At 32.7% G+C, this 26,405-nt stretch carries 24 protein-coding genes; 16 read left to right on the forward strand and 8 right to left on the reverse strand.

The window, feature by feature from the left end:
* Positions 1-48: 48 nt before the first annotated feature.
* The 8 genes from AAFP94_RS12685 to bshA all read left to right on the forward strand — a co-directional run bounded on the left by AAFP94_RS12685 (position 49) and on the right by bshA (position 9,449).
* Positions 49-981, forward strand: a complete 933-nt coding sequence (locus AAFP94_RS12685; protein WP_316663111.1) for an MlaD family protein — start codon at positions 49-51, stop codon at positions 979-981.
* Between the two features lie 18 nt (positions 982-999).
* Positions 1,000-2,301, forward strand: a complete 1,302-nt coding sequence (locus AAFP94_RS12690) for a (Fe-S)-binding protein (RefSeq protein WP_316663112.1) — start codon at positions 1,000-1,002, stop codon at positions 2,299-2,301.
* A gap of 7 nt (positions 2,302-2,308) precedes the next feature.
* Complete coding sequence (locus AAFP94_RS12695) at positions 2,309-2,662, forward strand: hypothetical protein (RefSeq protein ID WP_316663113.1); 354 nt, start codon at positions 2,309-2,311, stop codon at positions 2,660-2,662.
* A 9-nt stretch (positions 2,663-2,671) separates the two neighbouring features.
* Positions 2,672-3,463: a (Fe-S)-binding protein gene (locus AAFP94_RS12700; protein WP_316663114.1), complete on the forward strand. Its 792-nt coding sequence runs from the start codon at positions 2,672-2,674 to the stop codon at positions 3,461-3,463.
* The gene (locus tag AAFP94_RS12705) at positions 3,463-3,948 is read left to right on the forward strand and encodes an ABC transporter ATPase (protein ID WP_316663115.1); all 486 of its coding nucleotides are present in this window, start codon (positions 3,463-3,465) and stop codon (positions 3,946-3,948) included. Before AAFP94_RS12700 ends, AAFP94_RS12705 begins: the two co-directional genes overlap by 1 nt.
* Before the next feature lie 80 nt (positions 3,949-4,028).
* Entirely contained in the window at positions 4,029-5,252 is a 1,224-nt protein-coding gene (serB, locus tag AAFP94_RS12710; protein WP_316663116.1) for a phosphoserine phosphatase SerB, read from the forward strand.
* 137 nt (positions 5,253-5,389) lie between these two features.
* Positions 5,390-8,308 carry a glycoside hydrolase family 3 N-terminal domain-containing protein gene (locus tag AAFP94_RS12715; RefSeq protein ID WP_316663117.1) on the forward strand — a complete coding sequence of 973 codons (2,919 nt, stop codon included), beginning with the start codon at positions 5,390-5,392 and terminating at the stop codon, positions 8,306-8,308.
* A 1-nt stretch (position 8,309) separates the two neighbouring features.
* On the forward strand, positions 8,310-9,449 hold the full coding sequence (gene bshA / locus AAFP94_RS12720; RefSeq protein WP_316663118.1) for an N-acetyl-alpha-D-glucosaminyl L-malate synthase BshA: 1,140 nt from the start codon (positions 8,310-8,312) through the stop codon (positions 9,447-9,449).
* A gap of 48 nt (positions 9,450-9,497) precedes the next feature.
* Here bshA and AAFP94_RS12725 read toward each other — a convergent pair whose 3' ends face one another.
* Positions 9,498-9,977 carry a hypothetical protein gene (locus tag AAFP94_RS12725; protein WP_316663119.1) on the reverse strand — a complete coding sequence of 160 codons (480 nt, stop codon included), beginning with the start codon at positions 9,975-9,977 and terminating at the stop codon, positions 9,498-9,500.
* A gap of 232 nt (positions 9,978-10,209) precedes the next feature.
* On the opposite strand from AAFP94_RS12725, the gene aroC reads away from it, so the two are divergent.
* Genes aroC through AAFP94_RS12755 form a run of 6 tightly spaced genes read left to right on the forward strand, consistent with a single transcriptional unit; the run spans position 10,210 to position 16,496 of the window.
* On the forward strand, positions 10,210-11,274 hold the full coding sequence (aroC, locus tag AAFP94_RS12730) for a chorismate synthase (RefSeq protein WP_316663120.1): 1,065 nt from the start codon (positions 10,210-10,212) through the stop codon (positions 11,272-11,274).
* 2 nt (positions 11,275-11,276) lie between these two features.
* The gene (locus AAFP94_RS12735) at positions 11,277-12,602 is read left to right on the forward strand and encodes a dicarboxylate/amino acid:cation symporter (RefSeq protein WP_316663121.1); all 1,326 of its coding nucleotides are present in this window, start codon (positions 11,277-11,279) and stop codon (positions 12,600-12,602) included.
* Positions 12,603-12,646: 44 nt separating this feature from the next.
* Positions 12,647-13,684, forward strand: coding sequence for a glutathione synthase (gene gshB, locus AAFP94_RS12740; protein ID WP_316663122.1), 1,038 nt, complete (start codon positions 12,647-12,649; stop codon positions 13,682-13,684).
* Between the two features lie 2 nt (positions 13,685-13,686).
* Positions 13,687-14,496: a sulfurtransferase gene (locus tag AAFP94_RS12745; protein WP_316663123.1), complete on the forward strand. Its 810-nt coding sequence runs from the start codon at positions 13,687-13,689 to the stop codon at positions 14,494-14,496.
* Positions 14,497-14,501: 5 nt separating this feature from the next.
* Complete coding sequence (locus tag AAFP94_RS12750; protein WP_316663124.1) at positions 14,502-15,332, forward strand: N-formylglutamate amidohydrolase; 831 nt, start codon at positions 14,502-14,504, stop codon at positions 15,330-15,332.
* The gene (locus AAFP94_RS12755; RefSeq protein WP_316663125.1) at positions 15,333-16,496 is read left to right on the forward strand and encodes a flavohemoglobin expression-modulating QEGLA motif protein; all 1,164 of its coding nucleotides are present in this window, start codon (positions 15,333-15,335) and stop codon (positions 16,494-16,496) included.
* A gap of 230 nt (positions 16,497-16,726) precedes the next feature.
* Here the strand turns inward: AAFP94_RS12755 and AAFP94_RS12760 are convergent, their stop codons facing one another.
* Both AAFP94_RS12760 and AAFP94_RS12765 read right to left on the reverse strand, forming a co-directional pair.
* Positions 16,727-17,401 (reverse strand): hypothetical protein, encoded by a 675-nt coding sequence (locus AAFP94_RS12760; RefSeq protein WP_316663126.1) that lies wholly within the window; start codon positions 17,399-17,401, stop codon positions 16,727-16,729.
* A gap of 29 nt (positions 17,402-17,430) precedes the next feature.
* Positions 17,431-18,153: a DUF3575 domain-containing protein gene (locus AAFP94_RS12765; protein WP_316663127.1), complete on the reverse strand. Its 723-nt coding sequence runs from the start codon at positions 18,151-18,153 to the stop codon at positions 17,431-17,433.
* 362 nt (positions 18,154-18,515) lie between these two features.
* On the opposite strand from AAFP94_RS12765, the gene AAFP94_RS12770 reads away from it, so the two are divergent.
* Positions 18,516-18,770, forward strand: a complete 255-nt coding sequence (locus tag AAFP94_RS12770) for a hypothetical protein (RefSeq protein WP_316663128.1) — start codon at positions 18,516-18,518, stop codon at positions 18,768-18,770.
* Between the two features lie 96 nt (positions 18,771-18,866).
* Here AAFP94_RS12770 and AAFP94_RS12775 read toward each other — a convergent pair whose 3' ends face one another.
* The 5 genes from AAFP94_RS12775 to AAFP94_RS12795 form a co-directional block, all read right to left on the reverse strand.
* The gene (locus AAFP94_RS12775) at positions 18,867-19,280 is read right to left on the reverse strand and encodes a thiol-disulfide oxidoreductase DCC family protein (RefSeq protein ID WP_316663129.1); all 414 of its coding nucleotides are present in this window, start codon (positions 19,278-19,280) and stop codon (positions 18,867-18,869) included.
* 95 nt (positions 19,281-19,375) lie between these two features.
* A complete protein-coding gene (locus AAFP94_RS12780) occupies positions 19,376-21,550 on the reverse strand; it encodes an endonuclease MutS2 (RefSeq protein WP_316663130.1) in 2,175 nt (724 codons plus the stop codon).
* Between the two features lie 239 nt (positions 21,551-21,789).
* Positions 21,790-22,476, reverse strand: a complete 687-nt coding sequence (locus AAFP94_RS12785; RefSeq protein WP_316663131.1) for a DUF1214 domain-containing protein — start codon at positions 22,474-22,476, stop codon at positions 21,790-21,792.
* Positions 22,477-22,653: 177 nt separating this feature from the next.
* Positions 22,654-24,111, reverse strand: a complete 1,458-nt coding sequence (locus AAFP94_RS12790; protein ID WP_316663132.1) for a bifunctional metallophosphatase/5'-nucleotidase — start codon at positions 24,109-24,111, stop codon at positions 22,654-22,656.
* Between the two features lie 31 nt (positions 24,112-24,142).
* Positions 24,143-25,636: a YfcC family protein gene (locus tag AAFP94_RS12795; protein ID WP_316663133.1), complete on the reverse strand. Its 1,494-nt coding sequence runs from the start codon at positions 25,634-25,636 to the stop codon at positions 24,143-24,145.
* A 63-nt stretch (positions 25,637-25,699) separates the two neighbouring features.
* On the opposite strand from AAFP94_RS12795, the gene AAFP94_RS12800 reads away from it, so the two are divergent.
* Positions 25,700-26,365, forward strand: a complete 666-nt coding sequence (locus tag AAFP94_RS12800) for a uracil-DNA glycosylase (protein WP_316663226.1) — start codon at positions 25,700-25,702, stop codon at positions 26,363-26,365.
* Positions 26,366-26,405 lie beyond the last annotated feature (40 nt).

Genomic DNA, 26,405 nt, shown 5'->3' on the forward strand with positions numbered 1-26,405 from the left:
TTTTTAAATTTATTTCTAATTTTGTTATACAATCTAACCTAATTTAATTTGAAAATATCAAGAGAAGTTAAAACAGCCATATTAATAATAGCAGGAATAATTTTATTTATTTTTGGATTTAATTATTTAAAAGGGAAGAATCTCCTTAACGCTTCGCGAACATTTTACACTTCTTATGACAATGTAGAAGGACTTGCAGTTTCCACACCTGTAACAATTAATGGTTTGATTGTAGGAAAGGTTCAGAATATAGCTTTTGATGATGATGGCTCTGCAAGACTTAAAGTAACGCTTTTGGTAGAAAATAGTATTCCATTTTCTAAAAATAGTAAGGCAGAACTTTATGAAGCTGGATTAATAGGAGGTAAAGCTATTGCCATTGTACCTGCTTTTGATGATGCTGAAAACGCTAAAAGTGGTACAACATTAGAAGGAACAATAAAAGCTGGATTAAGTGAATTGGTTAATCAACGTTTGACACCATTACAGGAAAAGATCGAAACTATGATGGTGAGCGCAGACTCTTTACTTAATAACCTGAATGATGTTTTTGATGAGCAAACAAAAAACAATTTAAAAAGTAGTATTGCTGGTCTTAATGCAACTATCTTGTCTTTTAAAGCGACCTCAAATTCTTTAAACCAGTTGATAAGCAACAATAAAGATAAATTTGATAGAACATTGACCAACGTTGAAAATTTATCTTCAAATTTATCTAAAGTTTCAGATTCTTTAGCTAATGCTAATGTTGGAGAAACCATAAAAAGTCTGGAATCAACAATTAATAATTTTGATAAGCTTCTAGCTGCAATGAATGCTGGAGAAGGTTCAATGGGTAAGTTGCTAAAAGATGAGGCTTTATATAATAATTTGGAAGGTGCAACCAAAGAAATGAAAGAACTTTTAAGAGATATAAAATTGCACCCAAAACGGTATTTTAGAGTTTTATCTAAAAAAGAAATTCCTTACGAGCAAGAATAGTAACTATTCTATAAACTCATGAATTATTTACCAAACATAATATTTGTTGTTGCCCTAATTTTAGGCTTGGGCTACTTTGCAAAAAATGCAAAGAAACTTATTAGGAATATAAAATTAGGTCATGATATAGATGTGAGTGACAATAAGTCACAACGCTGGAAAAACATGGCAATGATTGCTCTTGGACAAAGCAAAATGGTGAAACGCCCAATTGCTGGTTTTTTTCATATTATCGTTTACATAGGTTTCATAGTAATTAATATAGAGGTTCTTGAAATCATTATTGATGGAGTATTTGGAACACATCGTATATTCTCTTCAATTGGAAGTCTATATGGTATACTAATAGGTATTTTTGAAATTCTGGCTGTTCTTGTTTTTATTGCTGTTATCATTTTCTGGATTCGTAGAAACATCTTAAAGCTTCAACGCTTTTGGAAACCTGAAATGACAGCCTGGCCAAAAAATGATGCGAATTATATACTTTACTTCGAAATGATTTTAATGACCTTGTTTTTGGTTATGAATGCTACAGACATTCATTTCCAAAATATGAATTCAGGTAATGTTATTAGCCAGTTCATTGCACCTTTTTTTAAAAATTTTTCTGAAGGCACATTGCATTTTATTGAAAGGTCAGCATGGTGGCTTCATATTTTAGGGATACTTGTTTTTTTAAACTATTTATATTTTTCAAAGCATTTACATATTTTGTTAGCATTCCCAAATACATTTTATGGAAGTTTGAAACCGAAAGGCGAATTTGATAATATGCAATCTGTTACTAATGAAGTTAGGTTAATGATTGATCCCAATATAGACCCATTTGCAGCTCAACCAGAATCTACCGAAGCTCCAGCAAAATTTGGAGCAAGCGATGTTCAGGATCTTAATTGGTTACAGCTATTAAATGCCTATACTTGTACTGAATGTGGTAGATGTACTAGTGAATGCCCTGCCAATCAAACAGGAAAAAAGTTGTCACCACGTAAAATTATGATGGACACTCGTGACAGGCTTGAAGAAGTTGGGAAAAATATCGATTTAAATAAAGGAGAATTTAAAAATGATGGCAGGCAATTATTGGATGATTACATTACCAGAGAAGAACTTTGGGCATGTACTTCATGTAATGCATGTGTTGAGGCCTGTCCTGTAAGTATCAATCCATTGTCAATAATTATGGAAATGAGACGTTATTTGGTTATGGAGCAGTCTGCTGCACCTGTAGAATTGAATAATATGATGACCAATATAGAAAATAATGGAGCACCTTGGCCGTACAACCAAATGGATAGATTAAATTGGAAGAATGAATAAATGAAAAATGAAACGCCTAAAAATCTCATTAATAATTTTATGTTGCACTTTTGCGTCTAACGGATTTTCACAAAGTGGTTATCAAAAAGATTCTTTGCAAATAAAAGTTTATACAGAAATTGAATATGTAGAAAGGCTCGTAAAAGATATAACAGTAAAAAAAGTCTTTTGCGATTATTGTTCAGAATTTCAAACAGAGCAAATAAAGAAAGAAGCAATAAGAAGAAGTTATTTAGTTCGGAATGATGTTGATATACGACTAGAAAATGGAATATATAGACATGCTTTATACATCAGAATTTCAAAAAAAGATTTTTCAGAAATGAAAAAAGAAAGCACTCAAGAAAATATTAATAACTAACATGCTAAAATGAGTGATACGTTGAAAGTACCAACAATGGCAGAATACATGGCTCAAGGCAAACAACCGGAAGTTTTGTTTTGGATTGGCTGTGCAGGCAGCTTTGATGATAGAGCAAAAAAAATCACAAAAGCATTTGTGAAATTATTGAATAAAGCTAATGTTGAGTTTGCTGTACTTGGTGCTGAAGAAAGCTGTACAGGTGATCCTGCCAAAAGAGCTGGAAACGAATTTTTGTTTCAAATGCAAGCTATGACCAATATTGAACTTCTGAATGCTTACGAAGTAAAAAAAATAGTGACAGCTTGTCCACACTGCTTTAATACGCTTAAAAACGAATATCCTTCACTAGGTGGTAATTATAAAGTAGTACACCATACTCAATTTTTAAAAGATTTGTTAGATGAAGGTCGATTAACTATAGAAGGAGGAAAATTTAAAGGTAAACGAATTACATTTCATGATCCTTGTTATTTAGGTCGAGCGAACAATGTTTATGAAGCTCCACGAGAACTTATTCAGAAACTGGAAGCCGAACTGGTCGAAATGAAAAAATGTCGTCAAAACGGTTTATGTTGTGGTGCTGGAGGCGCACAAATGTTTAAGGAGCCTGAAAAAGGTGATAAAGATGTTAATGTAGAACGCACAGAACAAGCTTTAGAAACTAAACCACAAATTATTGCAGCTGGTTGTCCATTTTGTAATACCATGTTAACCGATGGAATAAAAGCCAAAGAAAAAGAAGATTACGTTTCGGTTATGGACGTTGCAGAACTAATAGCTAATGCACAAGATTTATAATGTTAGTAGATTTTAACACATTACCAGAAGAATCTAGAATTTGGATCTATCAAGCAAGTCGTTCTTTTTCAGAACAAGAACTTGAAGAAATACAATTAAGACTCGATACTTTCATTGAGAATTGGACAGCTCATGGTTCCGATTTAAAATCTGGATATACTATAAAGTATAAACGATTTATCATTATAGCTTTAGACCAAAAATTAAATCAAGCAACAGGTTGTTCTATTGATGCTTCAGTCAGTTTTATTCAACAATTAGAAAAAGACTACAATGTAGATTTATTGGATAAAATGAATGTTTCCTACAAACAAGGTCAATTCGTTGTATACAAAACATTATCAGACTTCAAAAAAATGGCTAAAGAAAGGGCCATTTCAAAAAACACCATTGTTTTCAATAATTTAGTGACTAATATTGCAGAGTTTAAAGAAAACTGGGAAGTACCTGCAAGCGAAAGTTGGCATAAAAGGTTTTTGAATTAACATGCTATTAACCCAAAAAACTTTCATATTTCAAATAGAATATTCATTTTTACAACCTTTAAAAGCTTAAGGACTAAAATATGGCTACAGATATTTTCTTATTAAATATTTCAGGACCGGATAAACCAGGACTAACTTCAGGATTAACAAGTGTTTTAGCACAATATGATGCAAAAGTGTTAGATATTGGGCAAGCAAATATTCATGATACCTTGTCATTAGGAATGATGTTTGAAATTGAATCTGGAGAAAAATCATCAGCTGTACAAAAAGATTTACTTTTTAAAGCCTATGAATTAGGAATTAAAGCAAGATTCACTTCAATTTCCCTTGACGACTATGAGCATTGGGTTAGTCTGCAAGGGAAAGACAGATACATTGTTACCATTTTAGGAGAAAAACTTTCAGCCGATCAGATATCTAAAATAACAAAAGTTATTTCTGAAAAGAATTTAAACATTGATGCCATCAAAAGATTGACAGGACGTTTGTCTCTTGTTAGAGAGGAAGTTTACCCAAGAGCTTCGATAGAATTATCAATTCGAGGAAAAATAGTAAATAAGGTAGAACTCACTGAAAAATTTATGCAAATTTCTCATGATTTGGATGTTGATATTGCGTTTCAAGAGGATAATATTTATAGAAGAAACAGACGTTTGGTATGTTTTGATATGGATTCAACATTAATACAAACTGAAGTTATTGACGAATTGGCTGAATTAGCTGGTGTTGGAAAAGAAGTAAAAGCAATTACAGAATCAGCAATGCAAGGTGAAATAGACTTTAATGAAAGTTTTAAGAAACGTATGACACTTTTAAAAGGTTTGAGCGAAGAAGCTCTTGAAAAAGTAGCTATCAATTTACCAATAACCAAAGGAGCAAGAAGACTTATCGATACTTTAAAAAGTTATGGATTTAAAACAGCTATTTTATCTGGAGGGTTTAGCTATTTTGGAAACTATTTGCAAAAAGAATTAGGTATAGATTATGTGTATGCCAATCAATTAGAAATAAAGGATGGAGCATTAACAGGCAATTATATTGGTGATATAGTTAATGGAGAAAAGAAAGCGGAGTATTTGAAAGAAATTGTAGAAAAGGAAGGCATACATATCAATCAAACTATTGCTGTTGGTGATGGCGCAAATGATCTTCAAATGCTAAACCTTGCTGGTTTGGGTATTGCATTTCATGCAAAACCTACTGTTAAGGATAATGCTCAAAATTCCATTTCGAGTATTGGTTTGGATGGTGTCTTGTATCTATTAGGTTACCATGATAGACATATAGATTTATTAGAATAATTTTTTTTTACAAACTGTTACTAATTGTTTAAAACATTCTTTATAAAACTATCTTAAAGTCTTTTATTCTTCGTTTTAAAAATACTATTTTGGCATAGTTTTTAATTAATAAATAAAAAGGGCTATTAACTTTTAGTATGCACAAGACTTTTTTCCTCTTATCTTTCTTACTTACTCTATTTAATACATATTCTCAAGTATATAATAATCCATTATTATCTGATGATTTTGAGTCTCAAAAAAAATGGGTAGATAGTGTTTATAATTCCATGACTTTAAAAGAGAAAGTCGGCCAATTGTATATGGTTCAAGTGTTTTCCAATGGAGACAATGCCCATAAGGCACAAATAAGAAAGCATATTAATAACAATCATATAGGAGGTATTATATTTTCGTTAGGTGGTCCGGTAAGGCAAGCAAAGCTAAATAATGAACTTCAAGCTATTTCTAAAATTCCTTTACTAGTTGGTATGGATGCCGAATGGGGTTTGAATATGCGTTTGGATTCTACATATGCGTTTCCATGGAATATGACACTTGGAGCTATAAAAGACAACAAATTAATCGAGCAAACTGGTAGGCAGATAGGTGAGCATTGCAAGCGATTGGGCGTTCATTTTAACTTTGCACCTGTTGTTGATATCAATACAAATCCAAAGAATCCTATTATTGGTAATCGCTCTTTTGGCGAAGATAGAAATAATGTTACCGAAAAGGCTTTAGCTTTTATGAATGGTATGCAAAGTGCTGGAGTATTAGCAAATGCTAAACATTTTCCAGGACACGGTGATACAGATGCAGACTCTCACAAAACACTGCCAACAATAAACTTTGATGAAAAGCGCATTGATTCAGTTGAACTTTATCCTTATGAACCATTAATTAAATCTGGGCTATCAAGTGTTATGGTAGCTCATTTAAATGTACCGAGTTTAGAGCCAAGATCTGGATATCCTTCATCGTTGTCAAAGCGCATTGTAACAGATATTTTAAAAGGTAGATTAGGTTTTAAAGGATTGATCTATACTGATGCACTTAATATGAAAGGTGCTTCAAATTTTGATGAATCAGGAGAAATAGATTTAGCTGCATTTAAGGCAGGAAATGATGTGCTATTAGTTTCAGAAGATGTTCCTACAGGTATAACTAAAATAATTGATGCTTATGATAAAGGAGATATAACAGAAGAACGATTAGAGCATTCAGTAAAGAAAATTTTGCAAGCCAAATATAAAGTAGGTCTTAATAATTATCAGCCAGTTGGGCTTTATAATTTGGTTGATGATTTAAATAGAATCGAAGATGATATCTTATACGAAGAGTTAATAGAAAATGCCATTACATTAGCTAAAAACAAATCAGATTTACTTCCGTTGCAAAATTTAGACACTAAAAATATTGCCTATGTCCATATGGGAGACGATTCAGGTTCAGTATTTCTTGATGAATTAAAAAAGTACACTAAAGTTCATGAAATAAAAAGTGATAAGCTTGATGACCTAATCAGACAATTAAACGCCTATAATACAGTAATTGTTGGTTTACATCGTTCTAATGATAATCCTTGGAAAAGCTATAAGTTTACAAATCAAGAGTTAGTTTGGCTATATGAAATTGCAAGAACCAATACCGTTATTTTGGATGTATTTGTAAAACCGTATGCTCTTAATGATTTGCAATCTATTGAAAACATAGAAAGTATTATTGTAAGTTATCAAAACAGTGATTTGGCGCAACAAAAATCTGCTCAAGTCATATTTGGCGCTTTGGGAGCAAAAGGTACATTACCAGTTTCAATTGGAGAGAATTTTTCGGTGGATGATGGCATATTAACAAATTCTATGTCTAGATTAGGATATACCATTCCAGAAAGAGTTGGTATGAGTTCAGAATTATTAAATAAAATTGATTCTGTTGCTAACTTTGCCGTCAATTTAAAAATGACACCTGGTATACAATTACTGGTGGCAAGAAAAGGAAAAGTAGTTTATAATAAGAATTTTGGAAAACATACTTATGAAGGTTCAGATCAAGTAAAAACTGAAGATATTTATGATGTGGCTTCATTAACCAAAATTTTAGCTACATTACCTTTGTTAATGGAATTAGTTGAAAAAGGGATTGTAAGTTTAGATACTAAACTTTCAAAAATACTTATTGGCTTTGATGAATCAAATAAGACCAACATTACTATAAAACAAATGCTATCTCATTATGCAAGATTAAAACCTTGGATTCCGTTTTATCAAGCTACACTAGATTCTGTAACAAAAAAGCCAGATGAAAAATATTATAGATCAGAATATGATCCAAAGTTTAATATTAAGGTGGCAAATAACCTTTACTTACGTAGTGATTATCAAGATTCTATTGTAAAAGTAATAAAGGAAAGTGACTTATTAAGAAGACTGCGTTATAGATATAGTGACCTTCCTTATTATCTACTTAAGAAATTTATTGAAGATCATTACGACAAACCTTTAGACCAATTGGTTCAGGATCATTTTTATCGGTCGATTGGGGCTAATTATACGATGTATAATCCATATAATCTAGTAAGCGATAAAAACATCGTGCCGACTGAAATAGATAATTATTACAGACATCAAAAAATACATGGATATGTACATGATATGGGAGCTGCAATGCAAAACGGAGTAGGTGGGCATGCTGGTATTTTCAGCAATGCTAACGATGTTGCAAAAATAATGCAAATGTATTTGCAAAAAGGATTTTATGGAGGCAAACGATACTTTAAGTCTGAAACAATAGATAAATTCAATACATGTTATTATTGTGAAAATAATAACAGGAGAGGAATTGGTTTTGATAAACCTCAATTAGGTGAAGAAGGACCTACTTGTGGCTGCATTTCAATGACAAGTTTTGGTCACTCTGGTTTTACAGGTACGTATGCGTGGGCTGACCCTGATGAAGAAATAGTGTATATCTTTTTAGCGAATAGAACTTATCCGAGAGCAGAAAATAATATTTTATTAAGGGAAGATATCAGAACTAAAATACAACGGTTAATTTACGAAGCAATTATAGAATAAAATGAGAGTAGGAATAGTTTGTTATCCAACATTTGGTGGTAGTGGTGTTGTAGCTACAGAGCTTGGATTGGAGCTTGCTAAAAGAGGGCATGAAATCCATTTTATAACCTACAGTCAACCAGTAAGATTAGACTTGTTAAGTCATAATGTACACTATCATGAGGTTAATGTTCCTGAATATCCTTTATTTCATTATCAACCTTATGAGTTGGCTTTATCAAGTAAATTAGTCGATATGGTAAAACTTTATAAAATTGAAGTTTTACATGTGCATTATGCAATTCCGCATGCTTATGCTGCCTATATGGCACAAAAAATGCTTCGTGAAGAGGAAATTTATGTACCAATAGTAACAACGCTTCATGGTACTGATATAACCCTTGTTGGAAACCATCCATTTTATAAACCTGCTGTTACTTTTAGTATTAATAAATCTGATGCCGTAACTGCAGTATCTCAAAGTTTGAAGGAAGATACTTTACGATTATTCAATGTAACAAATGACATTAAAGTCATTCCAAACTTTATTGATTCTGAAAAAGGGAAATCTTCATTTAAAGATTGCCAGAGAGAAATGATGGCTAATGATGATGAAAAGATTATTACTCATGTTAGTAATTTCAGAAAAGTTAAGAGAATTGAGGATGTTATTGCTGTATTCTATAACATTCAAAAGGAAATTCCGGCCAAATTAATGATGGTTGGTGAAGGTCCGGAAAAAGAACCTGCAGAACTATTGTGCAGAAAACTAGGCATAGAAGAAAAAGTTGTTTTCTTTGGAAACAGTAATGAAATAGATAGAATTTTATGTTTTTCAGATTTATTTTTGTTACCGTCGGTAACCGAAAGCTTTGGGTTGGCAGCTTTAGAAGCTATGTCATTTGGAGTTCCAGTTATTTCTAGCAATACAGGAGGTATCCCAGAAGTTAATAAGCATGGTGTGTCAGGATACTTAAGTGATGTTGGAGATATAGAGGATATGACTAATAATGCGCTGACTATTTTGGGCAATGAAGAGATTTTAAAAATGTTTAAGCAAAATGCCAAAAAAGAGTCTCAACATTTTGATATTCATAAAATCGTACCACAATATGAAACAATCTATAAAGAGACATTATCTAAATGTATACTTTATAAATAAAAAAAAGCCACTTAAACATGTGGCTTTTTTAGTGAGTTTATTCTTATTCTAGAATTGATAGCGAATACCTAGCGCTATATCAAAATCAAAATCATCATTAAAATCTCCAAAACCTATTTCTGGTCTGAAATCAAGTGAGATTAGTAATGGAATTTCAAAATCATATTCAACACCAATGTCACCAGCTACAAATATAGATGTATCATCTGTGCCATCAAATACGTCTTTACCAGAAAAAGAAGCTAATCCACCACCAGCACCTACATACCAATTAAAGTTACCATCCAGATGCATAACCCATTGGTACAAGCCAGTGATCTTAAAGGCATCATAGTCATTACCACTTCGCCAGCCTAAATCAAATTCAAGTCTAGAATCCGCATCCAAACCTCTTTGATAAGAGATTTCTGCACCAAATCCATCACTTCCTCCCATACGAAGACCGATAGCATTTGGAGAAACATTCTGTGCACTTGTTGAAAAGGCCAAGCCTATTAATGCAATTGATAAAAAAAATAATTTTTTCATAAAGTTTAAGATTTTTAAGATTTAAAGATTTTTAACAAAAAAATATCGTTTATTACTTAACTAAACGATAGTATTTATTGAAAATTGGATTATGTAATATAAAATTAATCAAAAAAGATTAACATTTATATGTATTTACGTAAATAAAAAACTTTTGGACTATATGATATTAGTTGTTTGTATTTTTGTTTCTCTAATAATAGATTTACTTTAGTAGCATAAAAATATATTTATGGCAGGAAATTCCTTTGGTAAAATTTTTAACCTTACTACGTTTGGAGAATCACACGGTGAAGCTATTGGAGGTGTAATAGATGGATGCCCTTCAGGATTAGAACTTAATTTAGACAAAATTCAAAATGAGTTAAATCGAAGAAAACCTGGTCAGTCCGAAATTGTTACTCAAAGGAAAGAACCAGATTCTGTTAAATTTTTATCTGGTATTTTTGAGGGCAGGACTACAGGAACACCTATAGGTTTTATTATAGAAAATGCCAATCAAAAATCAAAAGACTACTCACACATAAAAGATGTTTACCGCCCAAGCCATGCCGATTTTACTTATGATAAAAAATATGGTAATCGAGATTATCGTGGCGGTGGTAGAAGTTCGGCTAGAGAAACAGCTTGTCGTGTTGTAGCTGGTGCCGTAGCAAAACAACTTATTTCTTCAATTAAAATAAATGCGTATACCTCTTCTGTTGGAGATATCTATCTTGAAAAACCTTATCAGGAATTAGATTTTAATAATATAGAAGAAAACATTGTGCGATGTCCAGATAATGATGTTGCAGCAACAATGATTGCTAAAATTAGAGAAATTAGAAAACAAGGCGACACCGTTGGTGGTACAGTAACTTGTGTAATTCAAAATGTACCAATTGGACTAGGTGAACCGGTTTTTGATAGATTAAATGCAGAGCTCGGCAAAGCCATGCTCTCTATAAATGCTGTAAAAGGTTTTGAAATTGGTAGCGGATTTTGTGGTACCAAAATGAAAGGAAGTGAGCATAATGATATTTTCAATTCTGACGGAAGCACAAAAACAAATCTTTCAGGCGGAATTCAAGGAGGCATAAGCAATGGCATGGATATTTACTTTCGAGTAGCATTCAAACCTGTGGCTACAATTATGCAAAAACAGAATACCATTGATAAAGATGGCAACAATTTAGAAATGCAAGGCAAAGGAAGACACGATCCATGTGTTGTTCCAAGAGCTGTACCAATTGTAGAAGCTATGGCCGCTTTGGTTTTAGCAGATTACTACTTACTTAATAAACTATCTAAACTCTAACTATGAAAAAGCTCGAATTGCATTGGAAAATACTAATAGGAATGTTACTCGGATTGGTATTTGGGTATATCATGTTGCAAGTAGATGGTGGAGATAGCTTTATTAATAAATGGATACAACCTTTAGGAACTATATTTGTTAAGCTTCTTAAGCTAATTGCTATTCCGTTAATTTTAGCCTCTTTAATAAAAGGTATTTCCGATTTAAAAGACATTTCTAAATTTGCTAATATTGGTTTAAGAACTATTATTATTTATGTTTTTACAACCGTTATTGCTATAACTATTGGATTATTATTGGTTAATACTCTCCAACCTGGTAATGGCGTTTCAGAAAGTACCATTGCTCAACTCACTGAAACTTATGCCAACGATAACAATGTACAATCAAAAATAAGTGAAGCCACAAGACAGAAAGAAAGCGGACCACTTCAGTTTCTTGAAGATATGGTACCAGACAACGCCTTTTCCGCTTTGAGCGATAACAAATTAATGCTACAAGTAATTTTCTTTGCTATTTTTCTAGGTATTTCAATGCTATTAATTGGAGAAAAATCAGCTAAACCACTCAAAGACTTTTTTGACTCGTTAAATGAAGTTGTATTGAAAATGGTAGATTTAATCATGCTTACTGCTCCTTATGCAGTTTTTGCTTTATTGTCTAGTGTTGTAGTTTCATCAGGTGATCCAGAATTATTGTATGCGTTATTATATTATTCTATTGTTGTAGTAATTGGATTAATATTAATGATAGTTTTCTATTGTTTGATTGTAACCTTTATTATCAAAAAAAATCCGTTTTGGTTTTTAAAAGAAATTAGTCCTGCTCAACTTCTTGCTTTTTCTACAAGTAGTAGTGCGGCTACACTACCTGTAACCATGGAACGTGTCGAAGAGCATATAGGAGTTGATAAAGAGGTATCAAGTTTTGTCCTTCCAGTAGGTGCAACAATTAATATGGATGGGACTAGCCTGTATCAGGCAGTTGCAGCTGTTTTTATTGCGCAAGCACTTGGTTTTGACCTTACATTTACAGATCAGCTAATCATTGTTCTTACTGCTTTATTAGCTTCAATTGGGAGTGCTGCAGTTCCCGGAGCTGGTATGGTCATGTTGGTGATTGTTTTGGAAGCAGTAGGCTTTCCAGCAGACAAATTAGCCATTGGATTAGCCCTGATCTTTGCTGTAGACAGGCCTTTAGATATGTGCAGAACTGTTGTTAATGTTACAGGAGACGCAACAGTATCTATGTTAGTTGCCAAATCTGTTGGTAAACTTGGTAAACCAAAAATTAAAAATTGGGATGACAATTATGAAGAGGTTAAATAAATTTTATAATTTAAGAGGCACTTAATTTCAAAAAGAATATCTAAATGAATGTTTGTTTTTTAATGTATCCTTGGGAAAATATTGACCCTGAAAACGATACAAGTCTTGCCTTAATTAAAGAATGTTCAAAACGAGGCCATGGTGTTGCCTTATGTACACCAGCCAACTTAACTATTAGAAATAGCGTTACAAATGCGTTTTGTACTGTTGTTGGTCGGATGGATAAAGTTCCTAGTTCATTAAAATCATTCTATAAAAAAGCCGAAATCAGAGAGGAAATGCTTCCACTTGCAGGATTTGATGCTATATTCTTCAGAGCCAATCCGCCTTTAGATCCAATCATGCTTAATTTTTTGGATTCGGTTAAAGACGACGTATTTATCATCAATTCTTTAGAAGGTATGCGTGAAGCAAACAACAAATTATATACTGCAGCTTTTGGTGATGCTCACAGCAATATTATTCCAAACACGCATGTTTCAAAAAACAAAAAATACTTAATTAAGCAGATTAAAGAATCTAAAGCTGATAAAATGATTTTAAAACCACTTAATGGGTTTGGAGGATCAGGTGTGATATTAATTGAAAAATCTGCAATGAGCAACATTAATTCTTTGTTGGATTTTTATATAACAAGTTCAGATGGATCTTCGAATTATGTTATTCTGCAAGATTATATAGAAGGAGCTGACCAAGGCGATGTAAGGATTTTATTATTGAATGGTGAACCAGTAGGAGCGATGAAACGTGTTCCAGGTCATGATGATCATCGTTCTAATGTTTCGGCAGGTGGTTCAGTACAAAAACATAACTTAACAAAAGCTGAAGCAGCTTTATGTAAGCAGATCGGTCCAAAATTGGTTAAAGATGGTTTGTATTTCGTTGGTATAGACGTGATTGGAGGGAAATTGGTTGAAGTCAATGTGATGTCCCCAGGTGGAATTACTTATATGAATAAAGTATATAAGAGTAAAGTTAAAGTAGAAGAGAAAGTCATTGATTTTTTAGAGAGCAAAGTGCTAGATAATTTGGAAGCATTTAACAGACGCTCACGACTTCGTAAAACTGTTGAAGATGCTTAATTATGAAAAACAATATTATTCTTACACAACCTATTGTTTCAGCAACTTGGTTAAAAACAAATTTAAATGCACTAAATCTAGTTATTTTAGATGCTTCCTTTCCACAACCTGAAGAACAAATACCAAACACTCGATATTTTGATATTAAGAAAAAATTCAGTGATGCATTTGCTCCTTTTCCTAATACATTACCATCTGAAGAACAATTTATTGAGGAAGCCAGAAAACTTGGTATTAATAACAGTAGTGCAATAGTAGTTTATGATGACAAAGGCATTTATTGGAGTGCAAGGGTTTGGTACATGTTTAATGCTTTCGGTCATAATAATGTTGCTGTTTTAAGTGGAGGACTTCCAGCATGGATCAGATCAGGCTTTGAAACAGAACCTCAAACGAATTACGAAGTAGAATCTGGTAATTTTTCAGGAACATACAATCCTAAATTCTTTAAGTTTTTTGATGATGTTAAAAAGGAATCCCAAGACAAAAGTCACACTATTGTAGATGCACGTTCTGAAAAGAGGTTTAAATCCCTTGAACCAGAACCTAGAGAAGGTTTGCGACGTGGTACTATTCCTAATTCCATTAATTTGCCATACACAACATTGTTGGATAATGGTTGTTTGAAAGATGAAAAGGAATTGAAAAATATCTTCGAAACACTTGTAAAAGAGGACAGCCAACTAACATTTTCATGTGGTTCTGGTATTACGGCTTGTGTCTTAGCTTTAGGAGCAACAATAGCTGATCATAAAAATATTTCTGTTTATGATGGTTCATGGACAGAATGGGGAAGTTTAACCAAAGAATAATATCAATGCAAAAACTTTCGGTAAAAGAGATTGTCAAGAAAATTAACAATGAAGAGTTGTTCGAAGCTGTTTCAGAAGATTATGCTTTTACTATAAAAATTGATAGTTATGTATATTATGCCTGTGCTGCTATTCATGACGGACATCAATTTAGAAAGGAGCTTTGGGATAATTGCATACATACAGAATACGAACGTTGGTATGAAGAGGATCCATGCACAAAAGACATGGTAAAAACACATCCAATAGTTATTGCTGGTTGCGATTCCCGGTTTGAATACGACCTCAATCGTCCTCCAGAAGAAGCAGTTTTTGAAACTGCTTGGGGAAAACAACTTTGGAAAAATCCTTTGGTAGAAGAGATGAAAGCTAGAAGTCTACAAAAGCACACGAGTTTTTTTCAAGTTGTAGAAGCTTTAATTGGTAAATTAGAAGATAAATTCGGTATTTGTGTTGTTTACGACATGCACAGCTATAATTGGAGACGTTGGGATAGGGAAGTACCAACCTGGAATTTAGGTACAAGTAATATAGATAATGACAGATTTGGTAATGATGTTGAACTTTGGAGACAAAGCCTTTCAGAGATTAAATTTCCGAATGGAATTCAATCAACTTCAAAAATCAATGATACTTTTTTTGGCAATGGATATTTCCTGAAATTTATTACAAAAAACTTTAAAAATACATTAGTTTTGGCAACCGAAATTGCAAAGGTATATTGTCACGAGTATGATCAAATAATATATCCAGAAGTGGTTGCAACTGTTGAGTCTGAACTAAAAATACGTTTACCAGAACACGCTTCATTGTTTTACCAAAAGCAATCAAATTAAATGATAGAACAAAAGCTTATTGCAAAACATCAAAGCTTATTTGATATTGATGCCAATCTTAACAGATTGGTAAAGAATATTGAATTACTAAATTATATCAATCCTTTGAACATTGAGAGTGAGAAGAAACAATTTTTTGCTTCAAAGTTTAAATACAATCCAGATTTTCATTATCCAAAACTGAAATTTAATGGATATAAACTTCACAGACTGTTTTATTCACAGCGTTTGGAGCGTATTGAGGAAGATGACATCAGACAGTTGTATGAGGACATTATTTATGAGTATTCTGGACTCATAGAGTGTATTGAGACCATAAATCAAGGTAAGAAATTTTATTACAATAGCTTAAAAAGTTTTGGTACTCCAACCGAAGTTGAAATAGAAAATGCCAAGTTTATACTTCGGTTTGACGATTCAGAATTTGATGAAGATATGCTTCCTATTTACAATGTAAATGATGCCAGAGCATATTTTGAAGAATTCTCAAAGCGCTATGACTTTCAATATAAAATAAAACTGTCTACAAATATTTCGGCGGCAGCAATGGTACTGAATAACAGGCAGACACTTGTTTTGAGAAAAAACCATAAGTTTAGTAAAAACCAATTAAAAGTATTGGCTAATCATGAAATAGGAGTGCATTTAGTTACAACTTTTAATGCACTAGAACAACCACTTAATGTATTTTCGAATGGATTTCCAAATAATGTAGAAACACAAGAAGGTCTGGCAGTCTATTCAGAATACATGTCTGGTTGTTTAACCTTGACCAGATTGAAAGAATTAGCATATCGGGTTATTGCTGTAGACAGTTTAATAAAAGGTTACTCATTTGCTGATACTTTCGATCTATTGGTAAATCAATATAAATTAAACAAGAATAAAGCATTCATAGTTACTTTACGTGTGCATAGAGGAGGAGGCTTTACTAAAGACCATTTATACCTATCTGGATTGAAAAAAGTATTTCAGTTTGCTAAATCTGGAACCGAAAAACTTGATGATTTGCTTTCTGGAAAAGTTTCTTTAGAATATTTGGAAACCATAAGGAAGCTTCAGAACCTTGGTTTAGCAGTTCCTTCAAAATATATTACAGACTCTTACCAATCAAACAAAGAGCTTAATAGAAATCTGGATTTTATACTAAAGAGTTTGAAATAGTTTATACTATAATGGATGAATGTTTTATGCATTTTGTAGATATTTTTTACAAAACATTATTTTTCAACAAATATTTAAACTAATTGTCGACTATTTGATAATGAACACTTTAGGATTTGTTATATTCGATATAAATTAATGTGCTATTAATTTTTGGTTGGTTTAGTTAGTTAAAAAAAGCCTTAAGATAATATTATCTTAAGGCTTATTTATATTTGAAGAAATATAGATTATTTTTTCTGAAGTGCTTCAGTTATTTTTTTAGTATACTCTTGTGCATTCTTTGTTACATCTTGAGGGTCTTCAATTTTTGAAGTCACTACAGCAGCCAATTGCTTACCATCTTCTTGATCTAGATCATAAGCTACAGTTTCCAAAATAAAAGTTTTAACAGTAGATGTAGATGTAGTACTTGGTATATAACTACCAAAAGTTGAATATGAATATGGATGATGATAATAACCATAGAAACCTCCATAATACATAGGATAATATGCAGAATAAGTTCCACCAGCATAATAACCACCATCTGTTGTTGTTCTGGTAGATTCTTGATAATCCTTTATAACAGTGACAACAACTCCATTATACCCTTCATTATTTAAAAAGGCTGTAAAGTTCTTCCTTTGCTCGTCTGTTAGTTCTTTTTCAGGATTCATATTTGCAGGAAATACAGAATAACTAGAAGTAGCATTAAAACCACTGGCTGTTAATTGTTTGGTAATTTCGCTTTCGAAAGCAATTCTTGCCTGGTTGTTTGATGTTCTGGCTATAACAAGTAAGTTGTTATCTTTAATATCTGCAACACTATCAGATTTCCATGCATCGAGAACTTTTATGCCTGAACAGCCCAAAAAGAAAGTTAATAATAAAAATGAGGAGATAAATTTAAAGGTCTTTTTCATAATTAGGATAAAATGGATTAATAAAATTTTTAAAAACTGTAGCCCAAAGATACACCATATCTGAAAGAAGGCAATATAAAATCTATTCTTTCATTTAGCTGTGATAACCTAAACTCAATATTCAGGCTCTCAAAATAGTTTTCTAAAGCTTCATTAAGGTCATCATAGAATTCATCTGGAAGATCTTTTTTGTTTTTCATAGAATAATCATGCCAAACCACACCTGGCCCTGCAATTAAAAAATCTATGGTAAACCTTTTACCTATAGGCAGTTTGTAACCAACCATAAAACCAACAGAGGTTACTTTTAATTTAGTATCAAAAAGAAAATCATAATCTATATCCTGACTATCTGTATAAATACCATCGAAATCAGATTGAAAAGCATTATGTTTTAAGTATGCTCCAAGATAAAAACCATCAAGCCTTTCACTTTGGGTTTTACTGATGTAATATCTTACTTCCGGAATAATTTTAATCCCATGGTACGTTATATCTCCAGTTTTTAACCTTGGCCTATCTATACCAGATAATCTTATAAGACCTTCTTCTGTTTTATAGCCTACACCAATATTAAAGGAGAAATTTTTTCCCAATGCACGTTCGTAAGAAACCTGCAAGGTGCCATCAATTATATCTATGATATCAACACCTATTTCATTTTTATACATAAATCCTTCATCTTTAGCTTCTTGGGAGATGGCTACGAAACTTATCGAAAATAACATGATAAGCAGTTTGAGATTTTTCATGGTCAATTAGTTATTTGTTAAGTATTACTAAAACATAAAAGTAAAGTTAGCATTTTTTATGATTTAACTATAGATTTTAGAAGGTACTCAAAAATTATTTTGAAATCAAAATAACATTTATCGTTAAAAGGTAAAATTCATCGTTTTTTTACCATTCGTCGATAAAATACCTACTTTTTGGTTAAAAATTCAATCTATCAAATCTCTAATTTCATCAAAATTGATAAAAAACTTACCGTTCGTCGATGTTTTTGGATTATATCAAATTTTCATCAAATAGTTTTGAGTTTTAACGAGTATTTTTCCGTTCAGACAATTCATCATATACTTTTACCTCGTTGAATGATAACAAAAACAATATTATGAAACGTTTATTTTTACCAGTTTTAATTTTATCTTTTTCTTTTGCTTCGGCTCAAGACATAGTTACTAATGAAGTAGTTAATGAAGAGAATGTTAATGTTGTTTCTTCTGATGAGGTAATAAATGACAATGAAGATATAATAGCTTATACTGCTAAAACGTTAAGAGATCCTGATAATATTGATTTTGACAACTTACATATGGAAAGACAATTAGAGCTTTTCATTACTGAAACTAAACAAGACATTTGCTAATTATCATATTTTAAGGGATTTATTGTTTGATACAATAATTCAAATTTTTTCAATAAAGTTTTTTCAAGTTAAAGTCCGATTTAAATCGGACTTTTTTTATTCCAAAAATTTAGATTTTAGTTCCGGAGTAGGAATCATACATTGGTCTCGTTTGCCATACCAATTGTATCTGTTTCTCGCTACAAAATCATAAACCCAATTTCTTATAAAAGGAGGAATAATAAAAAACACCACCATTAGATTAGTTGGAAAACCTAAATGCTTTGCAATTTTCAATGCAGCAGTAGATTTATAAGATAACTTGCCTTCTTCGGAATATAAGATGATAGAATCGGTTTTTATAGTATCAATGTCATGCTCTTTAATAATTTGCTGACCAACATCGCTTTGTAGAGCAGTAAACATAAATAGATTCATTTTATCGCGTTTTATCACATATTGTACAGAACTATTGCACAAATTACAAACACCATCAAAAAGAATGAGTTGTTTATGTTTAGGTAAGTTCATTATGAATTTTCTTTAATCTTTATCTGTCATACTGGACTTGATTGAGCATTTTTTAAATGAGTGGATTCCTCATCAAGTAATGAATGACAATTAAATTACTTCTTCGTTTCTACAAGTTCTAACAAATCAACACTTACATTAGTCGTAAAGATACCATAGTTTACAACAGCTTTGTTCTTTTCTATAGTGTCAATACTACCAATAGCTCTGCCATCGTGCATACGTACTCGGTCTCCAACTTTAAGAACAGGTTTTGGTTTTGGCACTTCAACCTTTTGTTTAGCTGCCTTTTTCTTTTTCCTGATAACTGCAACTTTCTTTTCGGCTTCTTGTTTTACTTGGGTTTCTTTGGCTTTTATTACTTTTTTCTGTTTAGCAGAAACCTTTTTACGTTTGGAATTCTCTATTTGAACGATCTTAAAGAATTCTGCCATAAGTTCGCGTTTCTGTTTATTTTCAAAATATTTCTCTGAAATATCGTTTATTTTTTGACCTAAATAGATTAAGCGTTGATTGCTATCATACAATTCCTGATAGCTTTCCAATTTTTTCTGAATCTTGGCATTAATGAGTTCCAGTTTATCGGCTTCGGTTTGCTTCTTTTTTTCGTTGATTTTTAGCGATTCACTGGTTTTTTCAAGCTTGGAGCGTTCTTTCTGAAGTTTGGCAATAGTAGCATCAAAACGGACTTTACTCCGTTCTATTTTCTTTTTGGCTCTATTAATTAAACCATAAGGAATACCGTTTTTTTGTGCTACTTCAAACGTAAAAGAACTTCCTGCTTGACCAGTTACCAGTTTAAATATGGGTTCCAAACTTTTTTCATCAAACAACATGTTGGCATTAAGCATATATGGTAACTCATTAGCTAGCATTTTTAAATTGGCATAATGTGTAGTTATTATTCCGAAAGCTTCACGGTGGTAGAATTCTTCCAGAAAGGTTTCTGCCAGAGCTCCACCAAGTTCTGGATCACTTCCTGTACCAAATTCATCTATTAAGAATAAAGTATTCTTATTGCATTTCTTCAAGAAATAATTCATTTGCTTTAAACGATAACTATAGGTACTTAAATGGTTTTCAATTGATTGATTATCGCCAATATCGCTTAAGATTCGATCAAACAAACACACCTTACTTCGTTCATGTACAGGAATAAGCAATCCGCTTTGCAACATAACTTGCAATAGACCAACAGTTTTAAGCGTTATACTTTTTCCACCTGCATTTGGTCCCGAAATCACAATGATCCTGCTGTCTTGTTTGAGTTCTATGGTTTGCGGAAAAGTCTTTTCCTTTTTTTCCAAATTGGTCAAGTAGAGTAGTGGATGATACGCATCACGAATATAGAAATGTTTGTTGTCTGTAATTTCAGGCAAAATAGCATTCAACCGTTGTGCATACTTTGCTTTGGCTGCAATGACATCCATTTCGGTAAGAAAGTGTTGATATTGTTCCAATAACGGCAAAAACGGACGAATATAATTGGTAACTTCCTTTAAAATCCTGATAACTTCTTCCTGCTCTTCATATTCAATATTCTGAAGTTCTCGCGAGTACTTTAAGGTAGTTTCAGGTTCTATATAAACAATGCTTCCTGTTTTACTGCTTCCCATGATCACACCTTTAACCTTACGTCGGTACATAGATTTTACTGCCAGAACACGTCTGTTCTCTACAACAGATTCTTTGATATCATCAAGGTATTCCAGTTTAAAATTGGCATTCAAAGCTGTTGCAAAACTCTGGCTGATCTTACCTTTTAAACTGTTGATCTGTTTACGAAGTTCTTCAAGCAGAGTAGAAGCACTATCCTTAATATCACCAAAGCGATCTATAACAGCATCAACCTTTTCTATAATGGCTTTGGTAACTTCTATGTTAGAAGCAAAGCTGTTTAAGGTTGGGTAGTAGTCTTCAAACTTTTTTAAGAATGTGATGATCTCATTAACTGTTAATGAAATTGAAACCAACTTTTTTAAACCATGAACTTCCAGATAAGTGTTCTCAATCTTGAGTAGCTTAAGCTCTTTAGTGATGCTATCAAAACCATGATTAGGTATACGATTATCATTCTGAAAAGAAGACAGATATTCATTGGTTAACTGCAAAGCATTCAACAACGCATCTTTATTTTTAAAAGGCTGTATTTGCAAAGCAGATGCATGACCAAGTGGTGTGACACAATGTTCACTTACGTGCTCTAACACTGTAGAAAGCTCCAGATCCTGTAAGGTCTTTTGGTGAATATGTATAGTACTATTTGCCATGATTTTTTAAAACCATGCAAAGTTACAACTTATGTTTGGGATGTGGAATTTTTTGGAGTTACGCTTATCAGTTAGTATAAAAGCAGTAGTGGATTAAACACACCTACTTTCCTGATATAATTATACTTAATTAAATACAAAAACGGTTCGGGAATACACCCAAACCGCTATTGCTTTTATACATTGTTGTATGCCGTTTTTTTAAGGTCGACCAAAAGGCCCATTAAATTCTATGAGATTTAATTTACTTTTTTCACACCGGGCATTATGTATGTTCTATCCAATACTACTTTTTTCGGATAGTACATTCTAAATGTCAATTCAAATTCCTCACCAGCTTGTGGACTTGGTAACCAATTTGATGTTAGTTTTTCTGGTGCATCTGCTTGAATAAGAATATCTAAAGAACCATCCTCATTATAGGTTAGGTCTTTCATACCTCCTAAATTGTATCTGTCAATTGCATTGTCAACTAAAAAGCCTTTCTTATCATACAGTGTTAAAGACCAAAATCCATTTACAGGAGGCAAATGATCGGCATCAAAATGTAAGACATACTTATTTGATCCATTATATTTATTTCCGTCAGAGTCTACCGCAGAGTTTGGATATATAGCATCTTGAGGTTGATTTGCACCATAACCAATTTTAGTTACATAGGCTCTCAAAAAGTATTCCGTTCCATACTCACCTAAGCCAGCAGTAATTACGTTCCACCCGTTTTGTAGGTTTTCTACTGGAGGGTTTTCAGTCATCTTTGTAAATAAAGATTGAACGTTAGCCGGAACCTTTTTAATTAGGTCTTGTGCAGCTGGACTAAATTGATTTAAATCAAAGGTTCCACCAGATTCAAATCCGATTGTTTTTAATTCATCTAACAATGGTTTATCATCTGAGTAAGCACGTATTGCCGCAAAGAGAATCACGTACAGCGAGCATGAGTAAGCCCATAAAGTGAGTTTGAGTAAGCTTTGAGCAATTGCTTACAACGATATGATATGAACTTTAAATATTGTTTATATCAGACGATAAGCGAAGTTAGTTTTTTTAAAAAATTATTGTCAAGACATTAAGCAAGCTCTTAACAAAAGGTATTAACACATTTACTGAAACCTAAAATAACGTGAACAGCTTGGGTAATCTACAGTGCTATTTATATTTTCAAGATAATAAATAAGGGTTTCGGCAGCTGTTAAGGTTTGTATATCTCCAGCCATAGTAAAATAGCTGTCGTGTACTGCTGGTATATAATCGTTGGTGCCTAAAGTCAATACGACGTTGTCAGCTAACAGGCTATTATTTATATCTCGTATCTCAACCGTATTACCAACCTGATCTATATGAATACCAGAATAATAAAATCCAGAACCAGAACCCCTTAAAAAGTTTTTAATCTCTGCTACGGTCATACTGTAAATCATGGTTCCATTATTAAAGGGTGAGATCTCAAAGATCTCACGTACTGTGATATTACCTTCATTAAGGTCTGACCTTATACCACCACTATTTTGAATAGAGAAATCTACATTCATAGCACCTCTTAAAGCATCGGTATAGAAACATCCTACCTGTGGTCTATTGTGATAGCGTTGCGAATTGCCAATAATTTCGGTGAGATAAGGCAGGTTATTGTAGTCGTCAATAATGGCTTTTAAATCATCATCTTCATTAAAATAATTATTTAAATTGAGTAGACTATGGTCAATAGATTGTATGGTTTTGTCTTTAATCTTAATGACCGCCTTACCTAAATAATTGAGATTAGAACCTGATTGATAAATTGGAATGCCGTTTATGTTATCATCAATGATCTGATGCGAATGCCCACCAAGAATCAAATCGAAATACGGAAACTGGTTCGCAATATCTGAATCTGAAATAGAACCTCCAAAGGATTGATATCCTAAATGCGTTAAGGCAACCATCAGATCAGAACCTTCTTGCTCCTTAACATCAGAATATTGAGCAATAACATCTTCAGGTCTCTGAAAAGTAAGGTTTTGCACACGCCATGGATGTGTGGAAGGAATGATATCATCATCTTTTCCGTTGGTTTCTACCAAACCTAAAAAGGTAACTTTAATGTCATCAACTGTTACTGTTGTGTATGGTGATGACTGCGGAATGGTCGAGCTGCTCATATCTACATTGGCACAGACCCATTGAAAATTTGCTTGGTTTACGCGGTCTGTAAAAATAGCCTCGCCATAATCAAACTCATGATTTCCAATTACAGATACATCAAAACCTACCTGATTCATAATGTCTATCATGGGAAAGCCTTTTTCTGGATAGTTATCTACAACAGGATTTCCTGAAAAAATATCGCCACTACAAGCCACAATAACATTGGTTGATTCTTTTGCTTCATCTACAATGTATTTAATTTTGGCGAAATTATCTAATTGTCCATGCTGATCATTTATAAAATAAATAGTAAGGTCTTTTGTGGTATCTGGTGTATCTGGTGGATTTGGAGTATTACCACCATTGTTGTTATTATTGCTTGAACAGCCTATAAGCAACAGAAAAACGAATATGTAATACCAGAATCTTTTCATTATTGAAACCTAATTAAAAATACAATTGATGTTATATATACACTGAAATCGTTAGCATTGCCATTATAAACACCAATAAAATAATTACCAAAGGCATTACAAATTTAAGCCATTTATTATAACCAACTTTTACAATGGCTAAAGTTGCTAAAATTAAAGAGGTTGGATTGATAAATGCAAACAAACCTTGTCCGTAATTATAAGCATTTACAATAAGTTCTCTACCCAAGCCTACACCATCTGCTAAAGGAGACATAATAGGCATTGTGAGAACGGCCATACCTGAGGACGAAGGAATAAAAAATGATAAACCAGCATAGATGTAGAACATAGCATTAATGAACAAGCCTTTATTCATACCATCGGTCATACCACTTGCATAATAGAGTAGTGTGTCACTTATTAAGCCATCATTCATAATAACTGTAATTCCTCTTGCAATACCAATAATAATGGCTACGCCAAGTAAATCGTTAGCTCCTTTTATAAAGGTATCTACAAAGACGTCCTCTTTCATTCTGGCTAGAATACCAATAATAATTGCACCAACAAAAAAGGTAGCTGTCATCTCTATAAACCACCATTCCAATTGAGACACGCCATACACCATGACCACAAAGGTCATGATAAATACAAAGAGCATGAATCTCATACGTGTATTGAGTTTTAAGGTGGAATGTGTAATGCTACCAAAAATATTCTCTATGGTGTCTCTTTCTTCATAAATCACAGATTTGGTTGGGTCAGCTTTTACCCGCTTAGCATATCTTAAAATATAAATAATACAAATGGCTGTGCAAAGCGTATACATTAAAAGCCTAAAGTACAATCCTGTTGTCCAGTTTATTCCTGCCGCATCAGAACCTATAATCACACTAAACGGATTTGTTGTAGAACACATGCTACCAACCGAAGAACCTAAAAAGATGCATGCCAATGGCACCATAGCATCATATTTAGCAGCCAGAAAGATTGGAATCAAAATAGGGTAGAAGGCAATGGTTTCTTCTGCCAGACCAAAAGTTGTACCACCAATAGAAATTAAAAATGTTACCGAAATAATCAGCCAATATTCTCTGCCTTTTAATGTTTCTGCTAGCCAGGCAATGCCAGCCTCAAAGGCTCCAGTTGAATTCATAATGCCTATTAAGCCACCAATAAAAAGAACCAGAAAAATAATATCTGCCGCTTCAATAATCCCTTTGATAGGAGACAAAATTAGTTCAATTGGTCCTTGTGGTTTGGCTTCTAATTCTTTGAAAGTATTAGGAATACTGATAGGCTTCCATATATCACCACTAGTAAACTTCTCTAAAGGAATTTTAATTTCAAGATCATCCAATGTTTGTTGAGTTGCAGGAAGTGTTGTTGATGCTTCTTGACTAATAACAGAAAATGTTTTTGTCTCCTGATTATATGCAAGAGAATTATATTTTCCTGCAGGAATAAGCCATGTAAGTATGGCTACCAAAGCTGCAATAATCAATAAAATGGTTTGTGCAGTTGGAAATTTTATTTTTTTCAATGGTTTAATTTTTAAAAAGACTAAAGATAGTATTATTTTAGAATGCCAAAAGAATTTATTGTTATGGATGTAAACATACACGAAAGTTGGAAATCATTATTACAGGATGAGTTTGATACGTCTTATTTTAAAGAATTAACAACATTTGTTAGAAACGAATATGAAACGCACAGATGTTTTCCACGAGGAAAGGAAATATTTAATGCTTTTGAGCATTGTCATTTTGATGATACGAAAGTTGTTATCATAGGTCAGGATCCTTACCATGGTGTTGGCCAGGCTCATGGCTTGTGTTTTTCAGTTAATGATGGTATCGCTCATCCACCATCTCTAATCAATATTTTTAAAGAACTGGAAAAAGATTTAGGAATACCATATCCAAAAAGTGGTAACTTGCTGCGTTGGGCAGATCAAGGAGTGTTATTACTTAATGCTACCTTAACTGTAAGAGCTCACCATGCTGGTAGTCATCAAAATAAAGGATGGGAAACATTTACAGACTCTGTTATAAAAACCATAAGTGATAACAAAGAAAATGTAGTCTTTCTTTTGTGGGGAAGTTACGCTAAAAACAAATCTAAACTAATAAGTTCTAAAAATCATCATATATTAACATCTGGACATCCTTCGCCATTAAGTGCTAATAGAGGATATTGGTTCGGCAATAAACACTTTAGTAAGACTAACTTCCTGTTGGAGCAAGTTGCCTTGAAGCCGGTTGCTTGGTAAGTTGTGTAGTAACTAGAGTAAGCTCATTAACTTCAATTTT

The organism is Gilvirhabdus luticola (genome assembly GCF_040117515.1).
GTDB classification, from domain to species: domain Bacteria; phylum Bacteroidota; class Bacteroidia; order Flavobacteriales; family Flavobacteriaceae; genus Gilvirhabdus; species Gilvirhabdus luticola.

Bases quoted from the DNA above. Each gene is read 5' to 3' on its own strand.
- aroC (WP_316663120.1), top strand. From the start codon at position 10,210: ATGGCAGGAAATTCCTTTGGTAAAATTTTTAACCTTACTACGTTTGGA.
- AAFP94_RS12750 (WP_316663124.1), top strand. From the start codon at position 14,502: ATGCAAAAACTTTCGGTAAAAGAGATTGTCAAGAAAATTAACAATGAA.
- AAFP94_RS12725 (WP_316663119.1), bottom strand. From the start codon at position 9,977: ATGAAAAAATTATTTTTTTTATCAATTGCATTAATAGGCTTGGCCTTT.
- AAFP94_RS12800 (WP_316663226.1), top strand. From the start codon at position 25,700: ATGGATGTAAACATACACGAAAGTTGGAAATCATTATTACAGGATGAG.
- AAFP94_RS12715 (WP_316663117.1), top strand. From the start codon at position 5,390: ATGCACAAGACTTTTTTCCTCTTATCTTTCTTACTTACTCTATTTAAT.
- bshA (WP_316663118.1), top strand. From the start codon at position 8,310: ATGAGAGTAGGAATAGTTTGTTATCCAACATTTGGTGGTAGTGGTGTT.
- AAFP94_RS12770 (WP_316663128.1), top strand. From the start codon at position 18,516: ATGAAACGTTTATTTTTACCAGTTTTAATTTTATCTTTTTCTTTTGCT.
- AAFP94_RS12780 (WP_316663130.1), bottom strand. From the start codon at position 21,550: ATGGCAAATAGTACTATACATATTCACCAAAAGACCTTACAGGATCTG.
- AAFP94_RS12695 (WP_316663113.1), top strand. From the start codon at position 2,309: ATGAAACGCCTAAAAATCTCATTAATAATTTTATGTTGCACTTTTGCG.
- AAFP94_RS12790 (WP_316663132.1), bottom strand. From the start codon at position 24,111: ATGAAAAGATTCTGGTATTACATATTCGTTTTTCTGTTGCTTATAGGC.
- gshB (WP_316663122.1), top strand. From the start codon at position 12,647: ATGAATGTTTGTTTTTTAATGTATCCTTGGGAAAATATTGACCCTGAA.
- AAFP94_RS12700 (WP_316663114.1), top strand. From the start codon at position 2,672: ATGAGTGATACGTTGAAAGTACCAACAATGGCAGAATACATGGCTCAA.
- AAFP94_RS12760 (WP_316663126.1), bottom strand. From the start codon at position 17,401: ATGAAAAAGACCTTTAAATTTATCTCCTCATTTTTATTATTAACTTTC.
- AAFP94_RS12690 (WP_316663112.1), top strand. From the start codon at position 1,000: ATGAATTATTTACCAAACATAATATTTGTTGTTGCCCTAATTTTAGGC.
- AAFP94_RS12775 (WP_316663129.1), bottom strand. From the start codon at position 19,280: ATGAACTTACCTAAACATAAACAACTCATTCTTTTTGATGGTGTTTGT.
- serB (WP_316663116.1), top strand. From the start codon at position 4,029: ATGGCTACAGATATTTTCTTATTAAATATTTCAGGACCGGATAAACCA.
- AAFP94_RS12745 (WP_316663123.1), top strand. From the start codon at position 13,687: ATGAAAAACAATATTATTCTTACACAACCTATTGTTTCAGCAACTTGG.
- AAFP94_RS12765 (WP_316663127.1), bottom strand. From the start codon at position 18,153: ATGAAAAATCTCAAACTGCTTATCATGTTATTTTCGATAAGTTTCGTA.
- AAFP94_RS12705 (WP_316663115.1), top strand. From the start codon at position 3,463: ATGTTAGTAGATTTTAACACATTACCAGAAGAATCTAGAATTTGGATC.
- AAFP94_RS12755 (WP_316663125.1), top strand. From the start codon at position 15,333: ATGATAGAACAAAAGCTTATTGCAAAACATCAAAGCTTATTTGATATT.
- AAFP94_RS12735 (WP_316663121.1), top strand. From the start codon at position 11,277: ATGAAAAAGCTCGAATTGCATTGGAAAATACTAATAGGAATGTTACTC.